Raw genomic sequence first — 15,330 nt, forward strand, 5'->3', positions numbered from 1 at the left:
GGCGGTGGGCGGCGCGATGGATCTGGTTGTCGGTGTGCCGACGATTTTCGTTATGATGCGCCACGTGAACCGCGATGGCAGTCCCAAGCTGCTGAAGAGGTGCACCTATCCGCTCACCGGGCTGGGCGTCGTGAGCCGCGTCTACACGGATCTCGCGGTGCTCGACGTGACGCCCGACGGCTTCCGGCTCGTCGAGCTGACCCCCGGCAACAGCCTCGACGCGGTGCAGGCCGTGACCGAGGCGCGTATCCTGACCTGATGGGGCGCCGCAAACTATCCGGGCCCGCTGCGAAGATGCGCGGCGGCAACGCCCGCGAGGCGCCGGCGCAGGGTGAACCTGGGCGCATTGACGCTGCTCCCGAGCGGGTCGAGATGCCGAGGTTTCCGCTCTTCGTCTCTGCCGAACGTCCGGATCTTCTCGAGCGGGCCTGTACCGCCGGAGCCGACGCGGTGGTGATCGACTTCGAGGACTCCGTGCCGCCCGAGAGCAAGGCGGGCGTCCGCCGTATCCCGCAGAGCGCGCTGCCGGTGCAGCGCTCGATCCCGCTCTACCTGCGGATCAATGGTGTCGGCACCGCGTGGCACCGCGATGACGTGGCCTTTGCGCGGGTCGCGGGATTTGACGGTGTGATCCTGCCCAAGGCTGAAACCGCCGCGCAGGTGGCCGCCCTGCGTGAGACACTGGGCGAGCGGCAGAGGATCATCGCCCTGGTCGAGACGGTGCAGGGGCTGTCCCAGGTGGAGCAGATCGCGCAGATCGCCGACCGCCTGGCCTTGGGTTCTATCGACCTGTGCGAGGATCTGGGCTGTGCTCACACACGACTGGCCTTGCTGCCCCTGCGCAGCCGCGTCGTGCAGGCAGCGCGGCTGGCCCGGCGGCCGGCGCCTTTGGACGGCGTCTCGATCTCGATTGAGGATGCCGCTCTCATCACCGACGAGGCGATGCATGCCTGCGAGCTTGGCTTTGGTGGGAAATGCCTGATCCATCCGGCCCAGTTCGCGCCGGTATGGGCCGGTTTCCAGGCCGAGCCCGAGGACCTCGACTGGGCGCGCAACGTGATCGTGGCGGAGGGCGGCCGCATCGAGATCGGGGAAGAGGCCGAGCCGCTGCAATCACCGGTAGCGTCCCGTGCCCGCCGAATGTTGAACCGCAGCAAGCCTTTGCCATGCGGTTCCATCACTGGGAGCGAATGAATGATCATGCGAAGCGCCATTGAGCAGCTCGGAGCCGGGCTCAAGCTGCCGCTGATCGGCGCGCCGATGTTTCTAGCCTCGGGCGTCGAACTGGTCGTGGCGCAGTGCCGCGCGGGGGTGATCGGCACGTTTCCTGCACTCAACGCGCGCCCTTCGGCGCAGCTCGACGAGTGGCTGACCGAGATCGGCACTCGGATCGAGGCCCATCGACGCAACACCGGAACGGCTGCGGCGCCCTATGGGATCAACCTAATCGTCAACGACTACAACACTCGGCTTGATGAGGACCTGAAGACCATAGTGCGCCACGAGGTGCCGCTGGTCATCACCTCGCTTTCCGCGCCTGACAAGGTGGTCGAGGCGGTGCATGGCTATGGCGGCCTGGTGTTCCACGACGTGGTCAAGGCGCGCCACGCGCGCCGCGCCGCCGCGGCAGGGGTCGACGGCCTGATCCTGGTCGGTGCCGGCGCGGGTGGCCATGCGGGCACCCTCAGCCCCTTCGCGCTTGTCGAAGAGGTACGGGCCTTCTGGGATGGACCGCTGGCGCTCGCGGGGGCCATTGCCAACGGTCGCTCGGTTCTGGCGGCGCAGGTGCTGGGCTGCGACTTCGCCTATGCCGGCACCGTCTTCATTCCAACCGAAGAGGCGATCGCGCCCGAGGCCCACAAGCAGATGATCGTCGAAGCCGAGTCCGATGGAATCCTCTATACGCCGATGTTCTCGGGTACTCATGCCAACTACCTGATGCAGAGCATCGAGGCCGCCGGCGTCGATCTCGATGAGGCACGGCTGGCGCAGCCCCGGCGGATGGGCGCCAAGACCGACCCGGATCGCCCCAAGGCGTGGTCGCAGGTCTGGAGCGCCGGCCAAGCGGTTGGGCAGTCGCAGGCGCTGGAGCCTGCCGCCGATGTGGTGGCGCGCCTTGAACGAGAGTACAGCGCCGCCCGCGCCGCGCTGTGCGGTTGAACGGCGCATTCGACGACATTGCAGAACAAGGGCAGACATGACACTCGCACAGACCCTCGGCAGCTTCGCCGCTGCCAGCCCCGCCGAAGATCCGCGCATGGCGCGCTTCGTCCGCTTCTCGCTTTTCGACTGGACCACCGTCGGCCTCGCCGGATGCGACGAGCCTGTCGCCCGAGCGGCGCGCCAGGTGGCGCTTGGCGGCGCGCAGGCAAAGGGCGGGGCGACGCTCTTTGGCGGCGGCCATGCGGCACCTGCCGCGGCCGCTTTGGCCAACGGCGCGACCAGCCACGCGCTTGATTACGACGACACGCATTTCGGCCATATCGGTCACCCGAGTGTCGCGGTCATTCCTGCCGCGCTGGCACTTGCCGAGGCACGCGGCGCCGACGGCGCCCGATTGATGCAGGCGCTGGCGGCGGGGCTCGAGACCGCCTGCCGCGTCGGCGCATGGCTCGGGCGGCCGCATTACGAGGCGGGGTTCCACCAGACCGGCACCTCTGGCGCCTTCGGGGCCACCGCTGCGGCGGGGCGCATCCTCGGGCTGGACACGACGCAGATGACGCAGGCGCTGAGCCTTGCGGCGACCCGTGCCGCCGGACTCAAGAGCCAGTTCGGGACGATGGGAAAGCCTCTCAATGCGGGATTCGCCGCCGAGGTCGGCGTCACCTGCGCGCTGTTGGCAGAGGCCGGGGCGGGCTCTGCCCCCGATGCCATCGAGGGCATGCAGGGCTTCGGTCCGACCCATTCTGGGCTTGCCGATGACACCGCGCTGGCCGGACTTGGCGAAAGCTGGGTGTTCCCCGACATCTCGTACAAGTTTCACGCCTGCTGCCACGGATTGCACGCAATGCTCGAGGCGCTGCGAAAGGTGAAGGCGGACGGTCTGGACGCAACCTCGGTCGAGGCCGTCGAGGTTCGTACTCATCCGCGCTGGCTCGCCGTGTGCAACCAGCCCAAGCCGGCTACCGGACTGCAGGCCAAGTTCAGCTATCGCCTGACCGCCGCGATGAGCCTGGCCGGCCTCGATACCGCGGCGCTCGACGTTTACACCGACGCGACCTGCGCACGCGCGAACCTGATTGCGCTGCGCGACCGGGTGACGGTGATCGCTGACGAGATGGTCTCCGATACAGCGTCCAAGGTCCGCGTGACTTCGGCGGGGCAGGTGCACGAGGCGGAGCATGACGTGCTGAAAGACAGCGATCCCGACGTTATCGAGCCGCGACTGCGCGAGAAATCCGCGACGCTTTTGGGCCGTGATGTCAGTGCGACAGTCTGGCAGGAGATCTGCACCATCGACGGGCATGGCGACGTTGCGGCACTGACCTCGCGCATCGGTGCTCCAGCCGCTCGATGGGACGCGGACCTGGCGGTGCAGGGCTGACTGCCTTCGGACCGCTGAACAAAGAGCGGACATCAGTCGAAGGTCGCCGCACTGGTCGCGCGAGTTCGGCCGCCGCAGATTACCTGCCGGATCGGGACGAGCGGCGTTCGAATGCTCAGGAAGAAGACCGTGCCGCCAACCGCGTCGAAGGTTCCGGTCTCACGGCGCTTCGCGAGCAGCGTCACGCCGACTTCGGCCTCGATGGCCGATGGCAGCAGACCTTGGGGTAGCGGCGCATCAAAGGGCAGGCGGGGGCACGATCGGGCCTGGCTTGGTGGCTCTCGATCAGGCAAGAAGGACCCACATCAAGCAGCTTTACCCTTCCTGAGGCAAACCCCGCTAGCCACATTGGTCCGCGGTGCATGTGATGCGAGGGGCAAGAGGAGTGATATCTGCGGGGGCTGGACGAAACCATGCGTCGCAGGTCTTCCCCTTGTCGCATCCGCCTTGGCGCAATACCGCGTGGTTGAGGAAAAACTTTGGCGCGAGGCGGGATGTCTGCCAGTCCTGCGCGTCAGGGTGAAGGAGGTAATGGATGACGACCCCGCTCGATGACGCCCATGCCGCGATGGAGGCCGCGCCCGATGACGACACGGCCCGGCTTGCCTTCCATGATCGCATCGCCTCGTCCGAGATGTTCTTGCTGTTGACGCAAGAGCCCGAGCGCGGCGACGCGCTGGACCCGAGGCTCTTCGACACGTCCGAGGGGCGCTTCGTGCTGGCCTTCGACCGCCTGGAGCGGCTGACCGAATTTGCCGAGGGTGGCTCGCCCTATGCTGCGCTTCCGGGGCGGACGCTGGTGCAGATGCTGACCGGGCGGGGGATCGGCCTTGCGCTGAATCCCGGCGTGGCGCCGTCGTCGCACTTGATGGCTCCCGACGCGGTGACCTGGCTGGCCGAAACGGTGGCCGATGCGCCCGCCGAGGCCGAGGAAGTGCCGAAGGACCTGACTGCGCCCAAGGAGCTGCCCGAGCGGCTGCTGACGGCATTGGACGGCAAGCTTGCCTCGGCGCAGGGGCTGGCGCGGATGGCCTACCTGACCGGCGTGACGTGGGAGAGCGGCGCCAAGGGCCACCTGCTGGCGTTCATCGACGCGGCACCGGGGGCCGAAGGCGCGCTCGCCCGCGCGGTGCGCGAGGCGCTCGTGTTCTCGGGGCTCGAGGCCGGCGCGCTCGACGTCACGTTCTTCCCCGCCCACAGCCCTGTCGCGGCGCGGCTCGCCCGCGTTGGCCTGCGATTTGACATCCCGAAGTTCGAGCCTGCGGATCGAAAAGCGCCGGGAAGCGACCCGAACGCTCCACCGCGCCTGCGCTGACGGCTGCGCACGGCAGGAATGGTTCAGTAGCCCCGCGTGCGGTCCACGAGATGCAGGATCGGCTTGTCCGTCATGGCACGGGCCAGATTCTCGGCCACCACTGCGGCGGCGGTCTCGGGCCGCGTGGCCGAGGCGATGTGCGGCGTCACGGTCACGCCGGGATGGGACCAGAAGGGGTGGTCGTGCGGCAGGGGTTCCACCCGGAACGTGTCGAGCGTGGCGTGTCGGACGGCGCCGGTTTCGAGCGCCGCGAGGAGATCCGCGTCAACGATCAGGCCACCGCGCCCGGGATTGATGATGACCGCGCCTGTCGGCAGGTGGCCCAGGGCCGCGGCGTCGATCAGCCCCTCGGTCTCGGAGGTCAGCGGCAGGAGCAGGACCAGGATCTCGGCCGAGCGCAACGCATCCTTCAGCGTCTCGGGTCCGGACAGGCAGCTGACGCCGGCGATGTCCTTCTGCGAGGCCGACCACCCCGTCACCTTGAACCTCAGCGCGGCAAGCTGCACCGCCGAGGCGGCCCCGAGCGCCCCCAGCCCCAGCACCGTGACCTTGCGGTCGCGGGCCAGCGGCGGCACCGTCGGGTTCCAGTGGCCGTCCTGCGACCGCAGGATCCGGTCGATTCCGAGATGATGACGCAGGACGTGGGCGATCACGTATTCGACCATGCCCTCGGTCAGGCCCGGATCGACCATGCGCGCCAGCGGCTGAGCCAGTGTCTCGTTGCCCACGATCCCTTCGACCCCCGCCCACAGGGTCTGCACGAGCCGTGCGCGGTCATAGGGGCGGAAGTCCTGCACCGGGCCGTTCGGAGCGCAGACGATGGCGTCCACGTCCTCGGGGCGATGGTGGCGATTCAGGTCGACCTCAAGCCCCCGCGCGGCAAAGGCGTCGCGCAGCGGACTGCTCCACTCGGGCCAGATCGCGTCGTCGGCAGCGAACAGGACCCGGATCATCGGCCGCGTGGCCTGTGGATATGGGCGGACTGAACCAGCCCGAATCCGCACATCAGCACCAGCATTGCCGACCCTCCATAACTGACCAGCGGCAGGGGCACGCCTACCACCGGCGCGAGTCCCATGACCATCGCCATGTTCACCGCAAAGAACAGGAAGAACGTCGCACCGATCCCAAGCGTCACCAGCGCCCCGAAACGGTCGCGGTTCTGCATGGCCGAGACGATGCAGAACATCACGATGCCCATATAAACTGCCAGAAGGGATGCCGCGCCGATGAAGCCGAACTCTTCGGCCAGAGTCGTGAAGATGAAGTCGGTGTGCTTCTCGGGCAGGAAGTTCAGCCGCGACTGCGTGCCTTGCATGAACCCGCGGCCTGTCCAGCCGCCCGACCCGAGCGCGATCTTGGACTGGGTGATGTGATAGCCGGAGCCTAGCGGATCGGAGGCCGGATCGAGGAACGTGTCGATCCGGCGATACTGGTAGTCCTTCAGCAACTGCCACGTTGTCCCGCGCGAGTTGAACACCGCCGACACCGCGCCGACGCCGCTGGCGATGGCGACGCCCCAGTACCACCACGAGACGCCCGCGCAGAACATCACCGCGCCGCCTCCCATGATCAGCAGCAGCGCCGTACCAAGGTCGGGCTGCTTCAGGACCAGAAGCGTCGGCAGCGCGATCAGGATCAGCGGCGGGATCACCCAGATCGGGTTCGATACCTTCTTCACGTCGAGCCAGTCGTAGTAGGCCGCCAGAATCATGACGAGCCCGATCTTCATCAGCTCGGACGGCTGGAGGCGCATGAAGCCCAGGTCGATCCAGCGTGTCGCGCCCATCCCGGTCGTGCCCGCGACCTCGACCCCGACCAGAAGCGCAAGCGAGGTCAGGTAGGCCAGGCCCGCCATGTTCCGCCAGAACCAGATCGGGACCATCGCGATCACGAACATGGCCGCGCAGCCGAGGGCGAAACGCTCCATCTGCGGCTCGGCCCAGCGCTCGATCGACCCGCCCGCGACGGAGTAGAGCATCAGAAAGCCCGCCGATGCCACCGCACAGAGCAGGAGGAAAAGCGGCCAGTTCAGGTAGAGCACCTTGGACAGGCCCGAAGGCACGCGCTTGACGTTGTTCTCGAGGTAGCTCACGCGCGGCTCCTGCGGGTGCTCGACGGGCGGAAGTCGTTGCGCAGGTCCAGACCGGCGAACAGCTCTTCTATCTTGCCCCGGTCACTTGACGGATAGGACTCGAGCGGGGGCAGTTCGCCATGCAGCGCAAAGAGCAGGATGTCGCGTGCCACCGGCGCCGCGGCGCTGGACCCGCCGCCGCCGTGTTCGACGATGACCGAAACCGCGTATTTTGGATTGTCGTACGGCGCATAGCAGACAAAGAGCCCGTGGTCGCGTTCCTCCCACGGGACGGTCGCGTTATTGACCACGACCGACCGCACTTGGCTGGTGCCGCTCTTGCCCGCCATCGCGAGGCCCTCGCCCTCGATCCGCGAACGGTAGCCGGTTCCGCGGCTGGTGTTCGACACGGCGAACATGCCCTTGCGCACCAGCCGCAGGTGCCCCTCGTTCACATCCAGCGGCTCGGCACCGACCACGGGCGTCTCGATCCCGTTGATGGACTTGACCAGCCGCGGCTGGATGCGATTGCCCGACGCGATCCGCGCCGTCATCACCGCCAGCTGCAGCGGCGAGGACAGGACGTAGCCTTGGCCGATGGCGGCGTTGAGGCTGTCGCCGACCCGCCATTCCTGACCGTAGCGCGACCGCTTCCATTGCTTGTCGGGCATGACGCCCGAGGTCACGGCCGACATGGGCAGGTCGAACTGCTCCCCTATGCCGAACTTGCGCGCCATGTCGGCTATGCGGTCGATGCCGACACGCTGCGCGAGCTCGTAGTAGAACACGTCGCAGGATTGCTGGAGGCTCTGTTCCAGGTTCATCCGGCCGTGGCCGCCGCGCTTCCAGCAGTGGAACCGCCGGTTGCCTAACTCGGTATAGCCGCCGCAATAGATCGTCTCGTCCGAGGACAGGAGCCCGTGTTCGACTGCGGCAAGGCTGACGAGCATCTTGAAGGTCGAGCCAGGCGGGTAGGCGCCCTGCACCGCCTTGTTGGCCAGCGGGCGATGCTTGTCCCCCGTCAGCGCACCGTAATCGCTGACCGAGATGCCGCGGACGAACTTGTTGGGATCGAAGGACGGCGCGTTGCCCACCGCCACCAGATCGCCCGTACGCACGTCCATCACCACCGCCGCGGCTGAAAGACCAAGCGCCAGCCTTGCCTCGGCAAAGTTCTGCAAGCGGCTCTCGACCGTCAGTTGCAGGTCGGTGCCGGGCACGCCCTCGTTGCGGTCGAGCTCGCGCATGACGCGGCCGGCCGCGTTGACCTCGATCTTCCGGGCGCCGGCCTTGCCGCGTAGCTGATGCTCATACTTCTGCTCGACGCCCGTCTTGCCGATCTGGAACTTCGGGATCTGAAGAAGCGGATCGTCGTCGTCCATCTTGCTGAGGTCGTAATCCGAGACCGGGCCGACATACCCCACCACGTGGGCGTAGTCTTGCCCCAGCGGATAGTTCCGCGTCAGGCCGACATCGGGGGTGATGCCGGGCAGGGCGGGCGTGTTCACCGCCACGGCCGCAACGTCTTCCCACGTGCGCTGGTCGGTGATCGTGACGGGCACGAAAGACGACCGGCGCGAGACCTCCTTGAGCGTGCGCTCGATCTCGTCATCGCCGATATAGATGAGCTGGCGCAGCTTTTCGAGCGCGGCTTCCACGTCGCCGGCATCCTCGCGGACGATGACGATGCGATAGTTCTGCGCGTTCTCGGCCAGCGGCACCCCGTTGCGGTCGAAGATCAGTCCCCGTGCCGGGGCGAGCAGTCGCATGTTGATGCGGTTCTCTTCGGCCAGCAGGCGGAACTGGTCAGCCTGCTCGACCTGCATCTGCTGCATCCGCCAGCCCAAAGCGCCTACGACGCCAAGCTGCACGCCGCCCAGCACCAGGCTGCGGCGCGTGACGCGGCCGGCCGAGGCTTCGGTATCGCGTTTGGTGCGTTTCATGTGCGGGCCTCCGCATCGCGTTCGTTGGGACTGGGCGGTCTCACGCCAAAGACGAAGGCCGTCGCCACCACCGCCAACGGATAGAAGGCGACGGTCGTGAGGTATTCGAGCAGCGTTGCGCCAAGTCCGGGCTGCGGCACCAGGGTTACCGCAAGGATCAGCGCCTCGCCCGCGTGCATCACCAGAAGAACCGACGCGATGCGAAACCACTCCACCGGGAAGGGCTGCTCGAGCGTCGTATGGCTGCGGCGGCGCAGGAACTCGGTGCCGAGGACCGTCGCAAGCGCCCATACCCCCAGCGGCCGCATGAAGATCACGTCCGCGAAAAGGACCACGATGGCGACCAGCCACAGGGGCAGATACTCGGGCCGCCGCAGGATCCACGCGAAGGCTAGGATGACGATCAGATCGGGCGCCGGCCAGCCGCCCGAGGGGCCCATGAACGGCAGGATCCGCACGAAGACGAAGGCAAAGGCGACGGCGACGAACAGGGTGCGGAATCCTGCGCGGCGCAGCGTGACCGGATCAACCATCGGCCGCCTCGGTCGGCAGGGCCACGGTCTGTTTTTCGCGGGCGGGCGCAACCAGACCGCCGGTCGCGGCGATGCCCTCGGCTGGTGAGGAGCGCAACACGCGCAGGAACTCTAGCCGTTCGTAATCGGCGGCGAGCCGGACGCGCAGCCTGTCATCCGACCCTTGAACCACGGTTCCGACAAGCAGCCCTGCCGGCAACACGCCGCCGTCGCCCGAGGTCACGATCCGGTCGCCAGGGCGCACTCTTTCATGGCTTTCCAGGAAATCGAGAGGTGGAACGGGCGAGTTGTCGCCCGCCACGATCGCCCGCTGCCCGGAGGGCTGAATCGCCACCGGCACCCGGCTGTTCGAATCGGTCAGCAGCACCACGCGGCTCGACGTACGACCCACGCCCGAGATGCGCCCGACGAGGCCCAGTCCATCCGTCGCTGCCCAGCCGTCCTGAATGCCGTCACGTGCCCCGATGTTCAGCAGCACCGACTTACGGAAGGGCGAGCCGCTATCGGCCAGCACGACACCGGTGATGAAAGTCAGCTTGGGGTCGAGCCGCACCTTGTTCAGGTCCAGAAGTTTGGCGTTCTCCTGCTCGAGCTGCAGCGCGGCCTCTTTCCACGCCTTCATCTGCTGAAGTTCGCGACGCAACTGGCGGTTCTGCTCGTGGATGCGGGCGTAGCTGTGGAAGTTGTCCACCATCCCCGACAGGCGCGTCACGGGCAGCAGCGCCCAGTCCATCGACGGCACGACCTGGTCGACGATTTGCGCGCGGATCCGTTCGGCCCTGGGACCGTCGATGCGCCAGAACAGGAAGATCGCGACGAACAGCACCACCAGCGTCCCGACGAGGATGCGTCGGACCGGCCGCGTGAATTGTTCACGGTCGTAGGTGTGTCTGGCCATGCGGTGCGTATCCCGCAGCAGGTGCGATCAGCTGTCGTAGTCTATCACATGCCGAAGCTGTTTTTCATATTCGAGGGCCTTCCCGGTCCCCAGAGCCACACAATTGAGTGACTCGTCGGCGATCGACACGGCCAGGCCAGTCTGTTCCCGCAGCGCGAGGTCCAATTCGCCCAGAAGCGCGCCGCCCCCGGTCAGCATGACGCCCCGGTCCACGATGTCGGCGGCAAGGTCGGGCGGCGTCGTCTCGAGCGCGGTCATCACGGCCTCGCAGATCTGCTGCACCGGCTCCGCCAGCGCCTCGGCGACCTGGGCCTGCGTGATCTCGATTTCCTTCGGGACGCCGTTCACGAGGTCGCGCCCGCGGATCTGAATCGCTGAACCGCGCCCATCATCGGGCATTCGCGCCGAGCCGATCGTGGTCTTGATGCGTTCCGCCGTGGCGTCGCCGATCAAGAGGTTCTGCTGGCGTCGCAGGTAGCTTACGATGGCCTCGTCCATCCGGTCACCGCCGACGCGGACCGAGCGGGCATAGACGATGTCGCCCAGCGACAGGACGGCAACCTCGGTGGTGCCGCCGCCGATATCGACGACCATGTTGCCCGTCGGATCGGTGATCGGCATCCCCGCGCCGATGGCCGCGGCGATCGGTTCGGGGATCAGCCCGGCACGTCGTGCACCGGCCGAGATCACGGATTGACGGATTGCGCGCTTTTCCACCGGTGTGGCGCCGTGGGGCACGCAAACGACGATCTTCGGCTTCGAGAAAGTCGTGCGCTTGTGAACCTTGCGGATGAAGTGCTTTATCATCTCTTCCGCGACGTCGAAGTCCGCGATCACGCCCTCGCGCATCGGCCGGATCGCCTGGATCGAACCTGGTGTGCGGCCGAGCATCAGCTTGGCATCCTCGCCCACGGCCAGGACCTGCTTTCGTCCGTCCTTCACGTGGAAGGCCACCACCGACGGTTCGTTCAGGACGATCCCGCGCCCCTTGACGTAGACAAGGGTGTTCGCCGTCCCGAGATCTATCGCCATGTCCGACGAAAAAAGGCCGGTGAAGCTGCTCATATCCTGTCCCCACTTCCACGCTGCGGCGCGCCACAAGTCCGGGCCTTATAACAGTAGAGCAGCGATGGAAAAGGGTCGCGGCCCGCGAAAAAATGCGGCGCCGAAGGCAATTTCGCTTGCGCGGCGAAAACCGGCAGGAACCGGCTCACGTTTCTCAGATGCCGGGCGTGTCGAAGGCGACTTGGATGCCGCGGCCGGTCCAACTGATTTCCGGCTCAGAACCGCCGGTCGAGATCATCCTCCGGATCAGCTCCAGCCCCGATCCCCCGGAGAGCGTCGGAGAGGGCCTCTCGTGGCCGGTGTCCTCGGTCCAGACGACGTGCAGATCGGGACCGTCGGCCTCGATATTCAACAGCACGCGGCCAGCCTCTTCCGATAGCGCGCCGTACTTGATCGCGTTCGTACGCAGCTCTCCCAGCACGAGGGCCAGCAACTGCACGGCCCGATCGCCGATCCGCCCCGTGGGCAGCGGGTTGACCGTCACTCGCGGGTCGTTTCCTTCGCCTTCGAGCACGACCGCCACCACCTGGCCCAGAGAACCGTCATCCTCGGCCCCTTCCGTCAGAAGGGCCTGCGCCCGATCGAGGTGGAGGAGCTGGCGCTGAAAGCTGCGCTCGAACTCGTCCACCGTCCGGCTGCGCCGTGCGATCAGCTTTGAGATCGAGCCGATGACGGTGATGAGGTTCTTCAGCCTGTGTTGCGACTCGCGCGCGACCGTGGTCTGCATCTCGGCATTGCGCTCGGCTGCGGCGACCTTCGCCCCTGGGGTCGAGACGGGCCACGCGGTCGAGATCAGGTGCGTGATCCGCCCCGTCCGGTCCCGCACGGGCGAGACGGCAACCTCCCACCGCTGCCCGTCATCGCGCCACGCTTCGAACCGGGCATCTTCGCCCTCTGCGGCACGCGACAGGACGTCGGCGGCCTGCGCGCGGCTCTGTCCGGACCAGAGCGTGTGCCACGGCTCGCCCAGCACCGCGTCGAACCTGTCGATGCCCGTGCCGAGAAGGCCATTGGTGCTGATGAAGGACAGCGAACCGTCCGTCTCGATGACCGTGATGCAGTCACGGCTCTGGTCGAGAATCGCAAGCATGGCACTGTCGAGACTCGGCTCGAGAGTGCGCACAAAACCGCCGTCCACTATGTTGCTCCCCGACGCAGATCGTCCCCGACCAGACCCTTCAAACAGGATACCATGCGGGTCGGCTGGCGCCACGCTGATCGATGGCGCTAGCCGGTTTTCGCCTATTGCGTCAGGGCGGCACGGTCAGACCGTATCCTTGTAGCTGACCGCGCGGGTGTCTGCGCCTTCGGGCGAGGTGCGCCGCTTGACCAGCAGGCGGTTCAGCGCCGCGATGTAAGCCCGTGCGCTTGCCACGACCGTGTCCGTATCGGCTGACTGGCCGGACACGATCCGCCCGGCTTCTTCCAGCCGCACGGTCACGGTGGCCTGCGCGTCGGTGCCTTCGGTGACGGCGTGCACCTGATAGAGTTGCAGTGTGGCCGTGTGGTCCACCAGCGCCTTGATCGCGTTGAAGGTCGCGTCAACCGGGCCGTCGCCTTGGGCCGTGACCTGCCTGTCGACGCCGTCGATGGTCAGCGTCAGGTCGGCGGATTGCGGCGCCTCGGTGCCGCAGATCACCCGGAGGAACTTCAGCTCCAGCGCATCCTCGGCAGCGCCCTGCGCCTGCACGAGCGCCTCGATATCCTCGTCGTAAACCTCTTTCTTGCGGTCGGCCAACGCCTTGAACCGCACGAAGATGTCCTGCAGCTGGTTGCCTTCGACGTCGTGGCCCATCTCTTTCAGCTTGGACCGCAGCGCGGCGCGGCCCGAATGCTTGCCCATCACCAGGCTCGTCTGGGACAGGCCGACATCCTCGGGGCGCATGATCTCGAACGTCTCGGCGTTCTTCAGCATGCCGTCCTGATGGATACCCGATTCATGGGCGAAGGCGTTCTTGCCGACGATGGCCTTGTTGTACTGAACCGGAAAGCCCGAGACCGTCGCGACCCTGCGCGAGATGTGCATGATCCGCTTTGTGTCGATTTGGGTCGAATACGGGATGATGTCGCCCCGCACCTTCATCGCCATCACGACCTCTTCGAGCGCCGTGTTGCCGGCGCGCTCGCCCAGGCCGTTGATCGTGCACTCGATCTGCCGCGCGCCACCCTCGACCGCGGCCAGGCTGTTCGCCGTCGCCATACCCAGGTCGTTGTGGCAGTGGGTCGCGAAGATCACGTCCTCGCCGCCTTCGACCTCGGCGATCAGGCGCCGGATCAGATCGGCGGATTCGACGGGCGCGGTGTAGCCGACGGTGTCGGGGATGTTGATCGTCGTGGCGCCAGCCTTGATCGCGATCTCGACCGTGTGCCGCAGGTAGTCCCATTCGGTCCGGGTGGCGTCCATCGGCGACCATTGCACGTTGTCGCAGAGGTTGCGGGCGTGGGTGACCGTTTCGTGGATGCGGTCGGCCATCTCTTCCTTCGTCAGGTTCGGGATGGCGCGGTGCAGGGGCGAGGTGCCGATGAAGGTGTGGATGCGGGGGCTGCCCGCATGCTTCACCGCTTCCCAGCAGCGGTCGATATCCTTGAGGTTGGCGCGTGCCAGTCCGCAGATCGTGGCGTTCTTCGAACGCTGCGCGATCTCGGACACGGCGGCGAAATCGCCCTCGGAGGCGATGGGGAAGCCGGCCTCGATGATGTCGACGCCCATCTCGTCCAGCAGCTCGGCGATCTCGAGCTTCTCGACATGGGACATGGTCGCGCCGGGTGACTGCTCTCCGTCACGCAGGGTCGTGTCGAAGATCAGCACGCGTTGCGGCTCGCGGGCGATGGCGGCGGTATCGGGATTCATGAGGATGTCCTTCGGCTCTGGTGTCTCTCTGCTGTCTCGTCCGGCGCTGTGTCCACCCCTGAGCGGCGCGCCGGGCTGGCACGCTCAGAGGCGAGTAAGCAGGAGGAGGCCGAGGCCCTGAAGGATCGTCATGGGGCCGATCATAGCTGCGTGATCGCGGATGAAAACCCCTCATTTACCGCGAACGGGCGACCCCTTGCGCAGGGGCGAGCGTTCGGCCGGTCGCGTCGATCTCCCACGTCTTCGGGGGCGCCTGGCGGGCGCGCAGCCGCTCGATCCGCCAGGCGGTGCGCACGGGATCGCAGGCGGGCGACAGCGCCCAGCGGCTTTCCACCCCCGGCGCGTCGCCATCGGGCGTCAGGATCAGCGCGGTGGGGACATGCGCACCCTCGGCCGCGCCGGTCTCGGCTGCAAGGTGCAGCCGCCTGATCGGGGTCAGCCCCGGCGGGTCCGGCAGGTCGGCCACGACCAGCGGCACCGCGCCCGAGCGCAGCACCTCTTCCAGCGTCCACAGCACGTCTTCGACCCGCGTGGGCGACACAAGGGTCAGCCGCCCGGGATCGAAAAGATGCGCAAAGCCCGGCGGGTTCGGGCGCACCCGGCACCAGGCGGGCGCAATCCAGAAGATTGGCCCACGACTGGCGGCGGCCGCAAGGAACGCAAGATACCGCCGCGCCGGCCCGCAGACCTCGTGCGCGCGGGCGGTGGTCAGCTCCGCCCCCTCGGCCGGGACAAGCGGCGGGTGCGCGGCCCGCGCCGGACGGTTCGACAGGATATGAGCGGCAAGGGCGTTCATGTCCGAGAACCTAGAGTGTTCCGCTTATGTTCTCAAGTCCGCCGCACGGTGCGCATACCCGATCTTCACCTCCGTCGGCGCAAACTCACCCTGCGCGCAAACGAAGATTCGAGACAGGGAGAGGCCGCCCGGCCGGGCAATCCGGGCATGCCTCGACCACAGGTTTCACCGGTGAAATCACAGGCCGGGGGTGACGCCCCGTCCCGCCCTCGCAACCTCACGGCGGCCGCCTCTCTTCGTTATCCTCATTTCCCCGGCGGCCCAAGAGGTCGGCCGACGCTTCGGCGCGCCCGGATTTTCGAAGGAAAATC

Annotated in this window: 15 protein-coding genes; 5 read left to right on the top strand and 10 right to left on the bottom strand. The window is 67.0% G+C overall.

Going from position 1 to position 15,330, the window contains the following annotated elements:
- The 4 genes from ACFDS3_RS06265 to ACFDS3_RS06280 all read left to right on the top strand — a co-directional run.
- Window positions 1–259 (top strand): CoA-transferase (locus tag ACFDS3_RS06265; RefSeq protein ID WP_375261487.1); only part of this gene is annotated, 259 nt, incomplete at its 5' end.
- Window positions 259–1,194: an HpcH/HpaI aldolase/citrate lyase family protein gene (locus tag ACFDS3_RS06270; protein ID WP_375261488.1), complete on the top strand. Its 936-nt coding sequence runs from the start codon at window positions 259–261 to the stop codon at window positions 1,192–1,194. The genes ACFDS3_RS06265 and ACFDS3_RS06270, both read left to right, overlap by 1 nt.
- The gene (locus tag ACFDS3_RS06275; protein WP_375261489.1) at window positions 1,195–2,160 is read left to right on the top strand and encodes an NAD(P)H-dependent flavin oxidoreductase; all 966 of its coding nucleotides are present in this window, start codon (window positions 1,195–1,197) and stop codon (window positions 2,158–2,160) included.
- Window positions 2,161–2,197: 37 nt separating this feature from the next.
- On the top strand, window positions 2,198–3,544 hold the full coding sequence (locus ACFDS3_RS06280; protein WP_375261490.1) for an MmgE/PrpD family protein: 1,347 nt from the start codon (window positions 2,198–2,200) through the stop codon (window positions 3,542–3,544).
- A gap of 32 nt (window positions 3,545–3,576) precedes the next feature.
- Here ACFDS3_RS06280 and ACFDS3_RS06285 read toward each other — a convergent pair whose 3' ends face one another.
- A complete protein-coding gene (locus tag ACFDS3_RS06285) occupies window positions 3,577–3,729 on the bottom strand; it encodes a hypothetical protein (RefSeq protein WP_375261491.1) in 153 nt (50 codons plus the stop codon).
- 350 nt (window positions 3,730–4,079) lie between these two features.
- On the opposite strand from ACFDS3_RS06285, the gene ACFDS3_RS06290 reads away from it, so the two are divergent.
- Window positions 4,080–4,859, top strand: a complete 780-nt coding sequence (locus ACFDS3_RS06290) for an SseB family protein (RefSeq protein ID WP_375261492.1) — start codon at window positions 4,080–4,082, stop codon at window positions 4,857–4,859.
- A 23-nt stretch (window positions 4,860–4,882) separates the two neighbouring features.
- On the opposite strand, the gene ACFDS3_RS06295 is transcribed toward ACFDS3_RS06290, so the two are convergent.
- The 9 genes from ACFDS3_RS06295 to ACFDS3_RS06335 all read right to left on the bottom strand — a co-directional run bounded on the left by ACFDS3_RS06295 (window position 4,883) and on the right by ACFDS3_RS06335 (window position 15,019).
- A complete protein-coding gene (locus ACFDS3_RS06295) occupies window positions 4,883–5,812 on the bottom strand; it encodes a 2-hydroxyacid dehydrogenase (protein ID WP_375261493.1) in 930 nt (309 codons plus the stop codon).
- The gene (gene rodA / locus ACFDS3_RS06300; RefSeq protein ID WP_375261494.1) at window positions 5,809–6,954 is read right to left on the bottom strand and encodes a rod shape-determining protein RodA; all 1,146 of its coding nucleotides are present in this window, start codon (window positions 6,952–6,954) and stop codon (window positions 5,809–5,811) included. Before rodA ends, ACFDS3_RS06295 begins: the two co-directional genes overlap by 4 nt.
- Window positions 6,951–8,876 (bottom strand): penicillin-binding protein 2, encoded by a 1,926-nt coding sequence (gene mrdA, locus ACFDS3_RS06305; RefSeq protein WP_375261495.1) that lies wholly within the window; start codon window positions 8,874–8,876, stop codon window positions 6,951–6,953. Before mrdA ends, rodA begins: the two co-directional genes overlap by 4 nt.
- A complete protein-coding gene (locus ACFDS3_RS06310; RefSeq protein ID WP_375261496.1) occupies window positions 8,873–9,409 on the bottom strand; it encodes a rod shape-determining protein MreD in 537 nt (178 codons plus the stop codon). Before ACFDS3_RS06310 ends, mrdA begins: the two co-directional genes overlap by 4 nt.
- Window positions 9,402–10,307 carry a rod shape-determining protein MreC gene (gene mreC, locus ACFDS3_RS06315; RefSeq protein WP_375261497.1) on the bottom strand — a complete coding sequence of 302 codons (906 nt, stop codon included), beginning with the start codon at window positions 10,305–10,307 and terminating at the stop codon, window positions 9,402–9,404. Before mreC ends, ACFDS3_RS06310 begins: the two co-directional genes overlap by 8 nt.
- Window positions 10,308–10,334: 27 nt before the next feature.
- The gene (locus ACFDS3_RS06320; protein ID WP_375261498.1) at window positions 10,335–11,372 is read right to left on the bottom strand and encodes a rod shape-determining protein; all 1,038 of its coding nucleotides are present in this window, start codon (window positions 11,370–11,372) and stop codon (window positions 10,335–10,337) included.
- 154 nt (window positions 11,373–11,526) lie between these two features.
- Entirely contained in the window at window positions 11,527–12,510 is a 984-nt protein-coding gene (locus ACFDS3_RS06325) for an HWE histidine kinase domain-containing protein (RefSeq protein WP_375261499.1), read from the bottom strand.
- 126 nt (window positions 12,511–12,636) lie between these two features.
- The gene (locus tag ACFDS3_RS06330; RefSeq protein ID WP_375261500.1) at window positions 12,637–14,223 is read right to left on the bottom strand and encodes a 2-isopropylmalate synthase; all 1,587 of its coding nucleotides are present in this window, start codon (window positions 14,221–14,223) and stop codon (window positions 12,637–12,639) included.
- A gap of 175 nt (window positions 14,224–14,398) precedes the next feature.
- Complete coding sequence (locus ACFDS3_RS06335) at window positions 14,399–15,019, bottom strand: ImuA family protein (protein ID WP_375261501.1); 621 nt, start codon at window positions 15,017–15,019, stop codon at window positions 14,399–14,401.
- Window positions 15,020–15,330: the final 311 nt, after the last annotated feature.

Source organism: Palleronia sp., from assembly GCF_042089775.1.
Taxonomy (GTDB): Bacteria; Pseudomonadota; Alphaproteobacteria; order Rhodobacterales; family Rhodobacteraceae; genus Palleronia.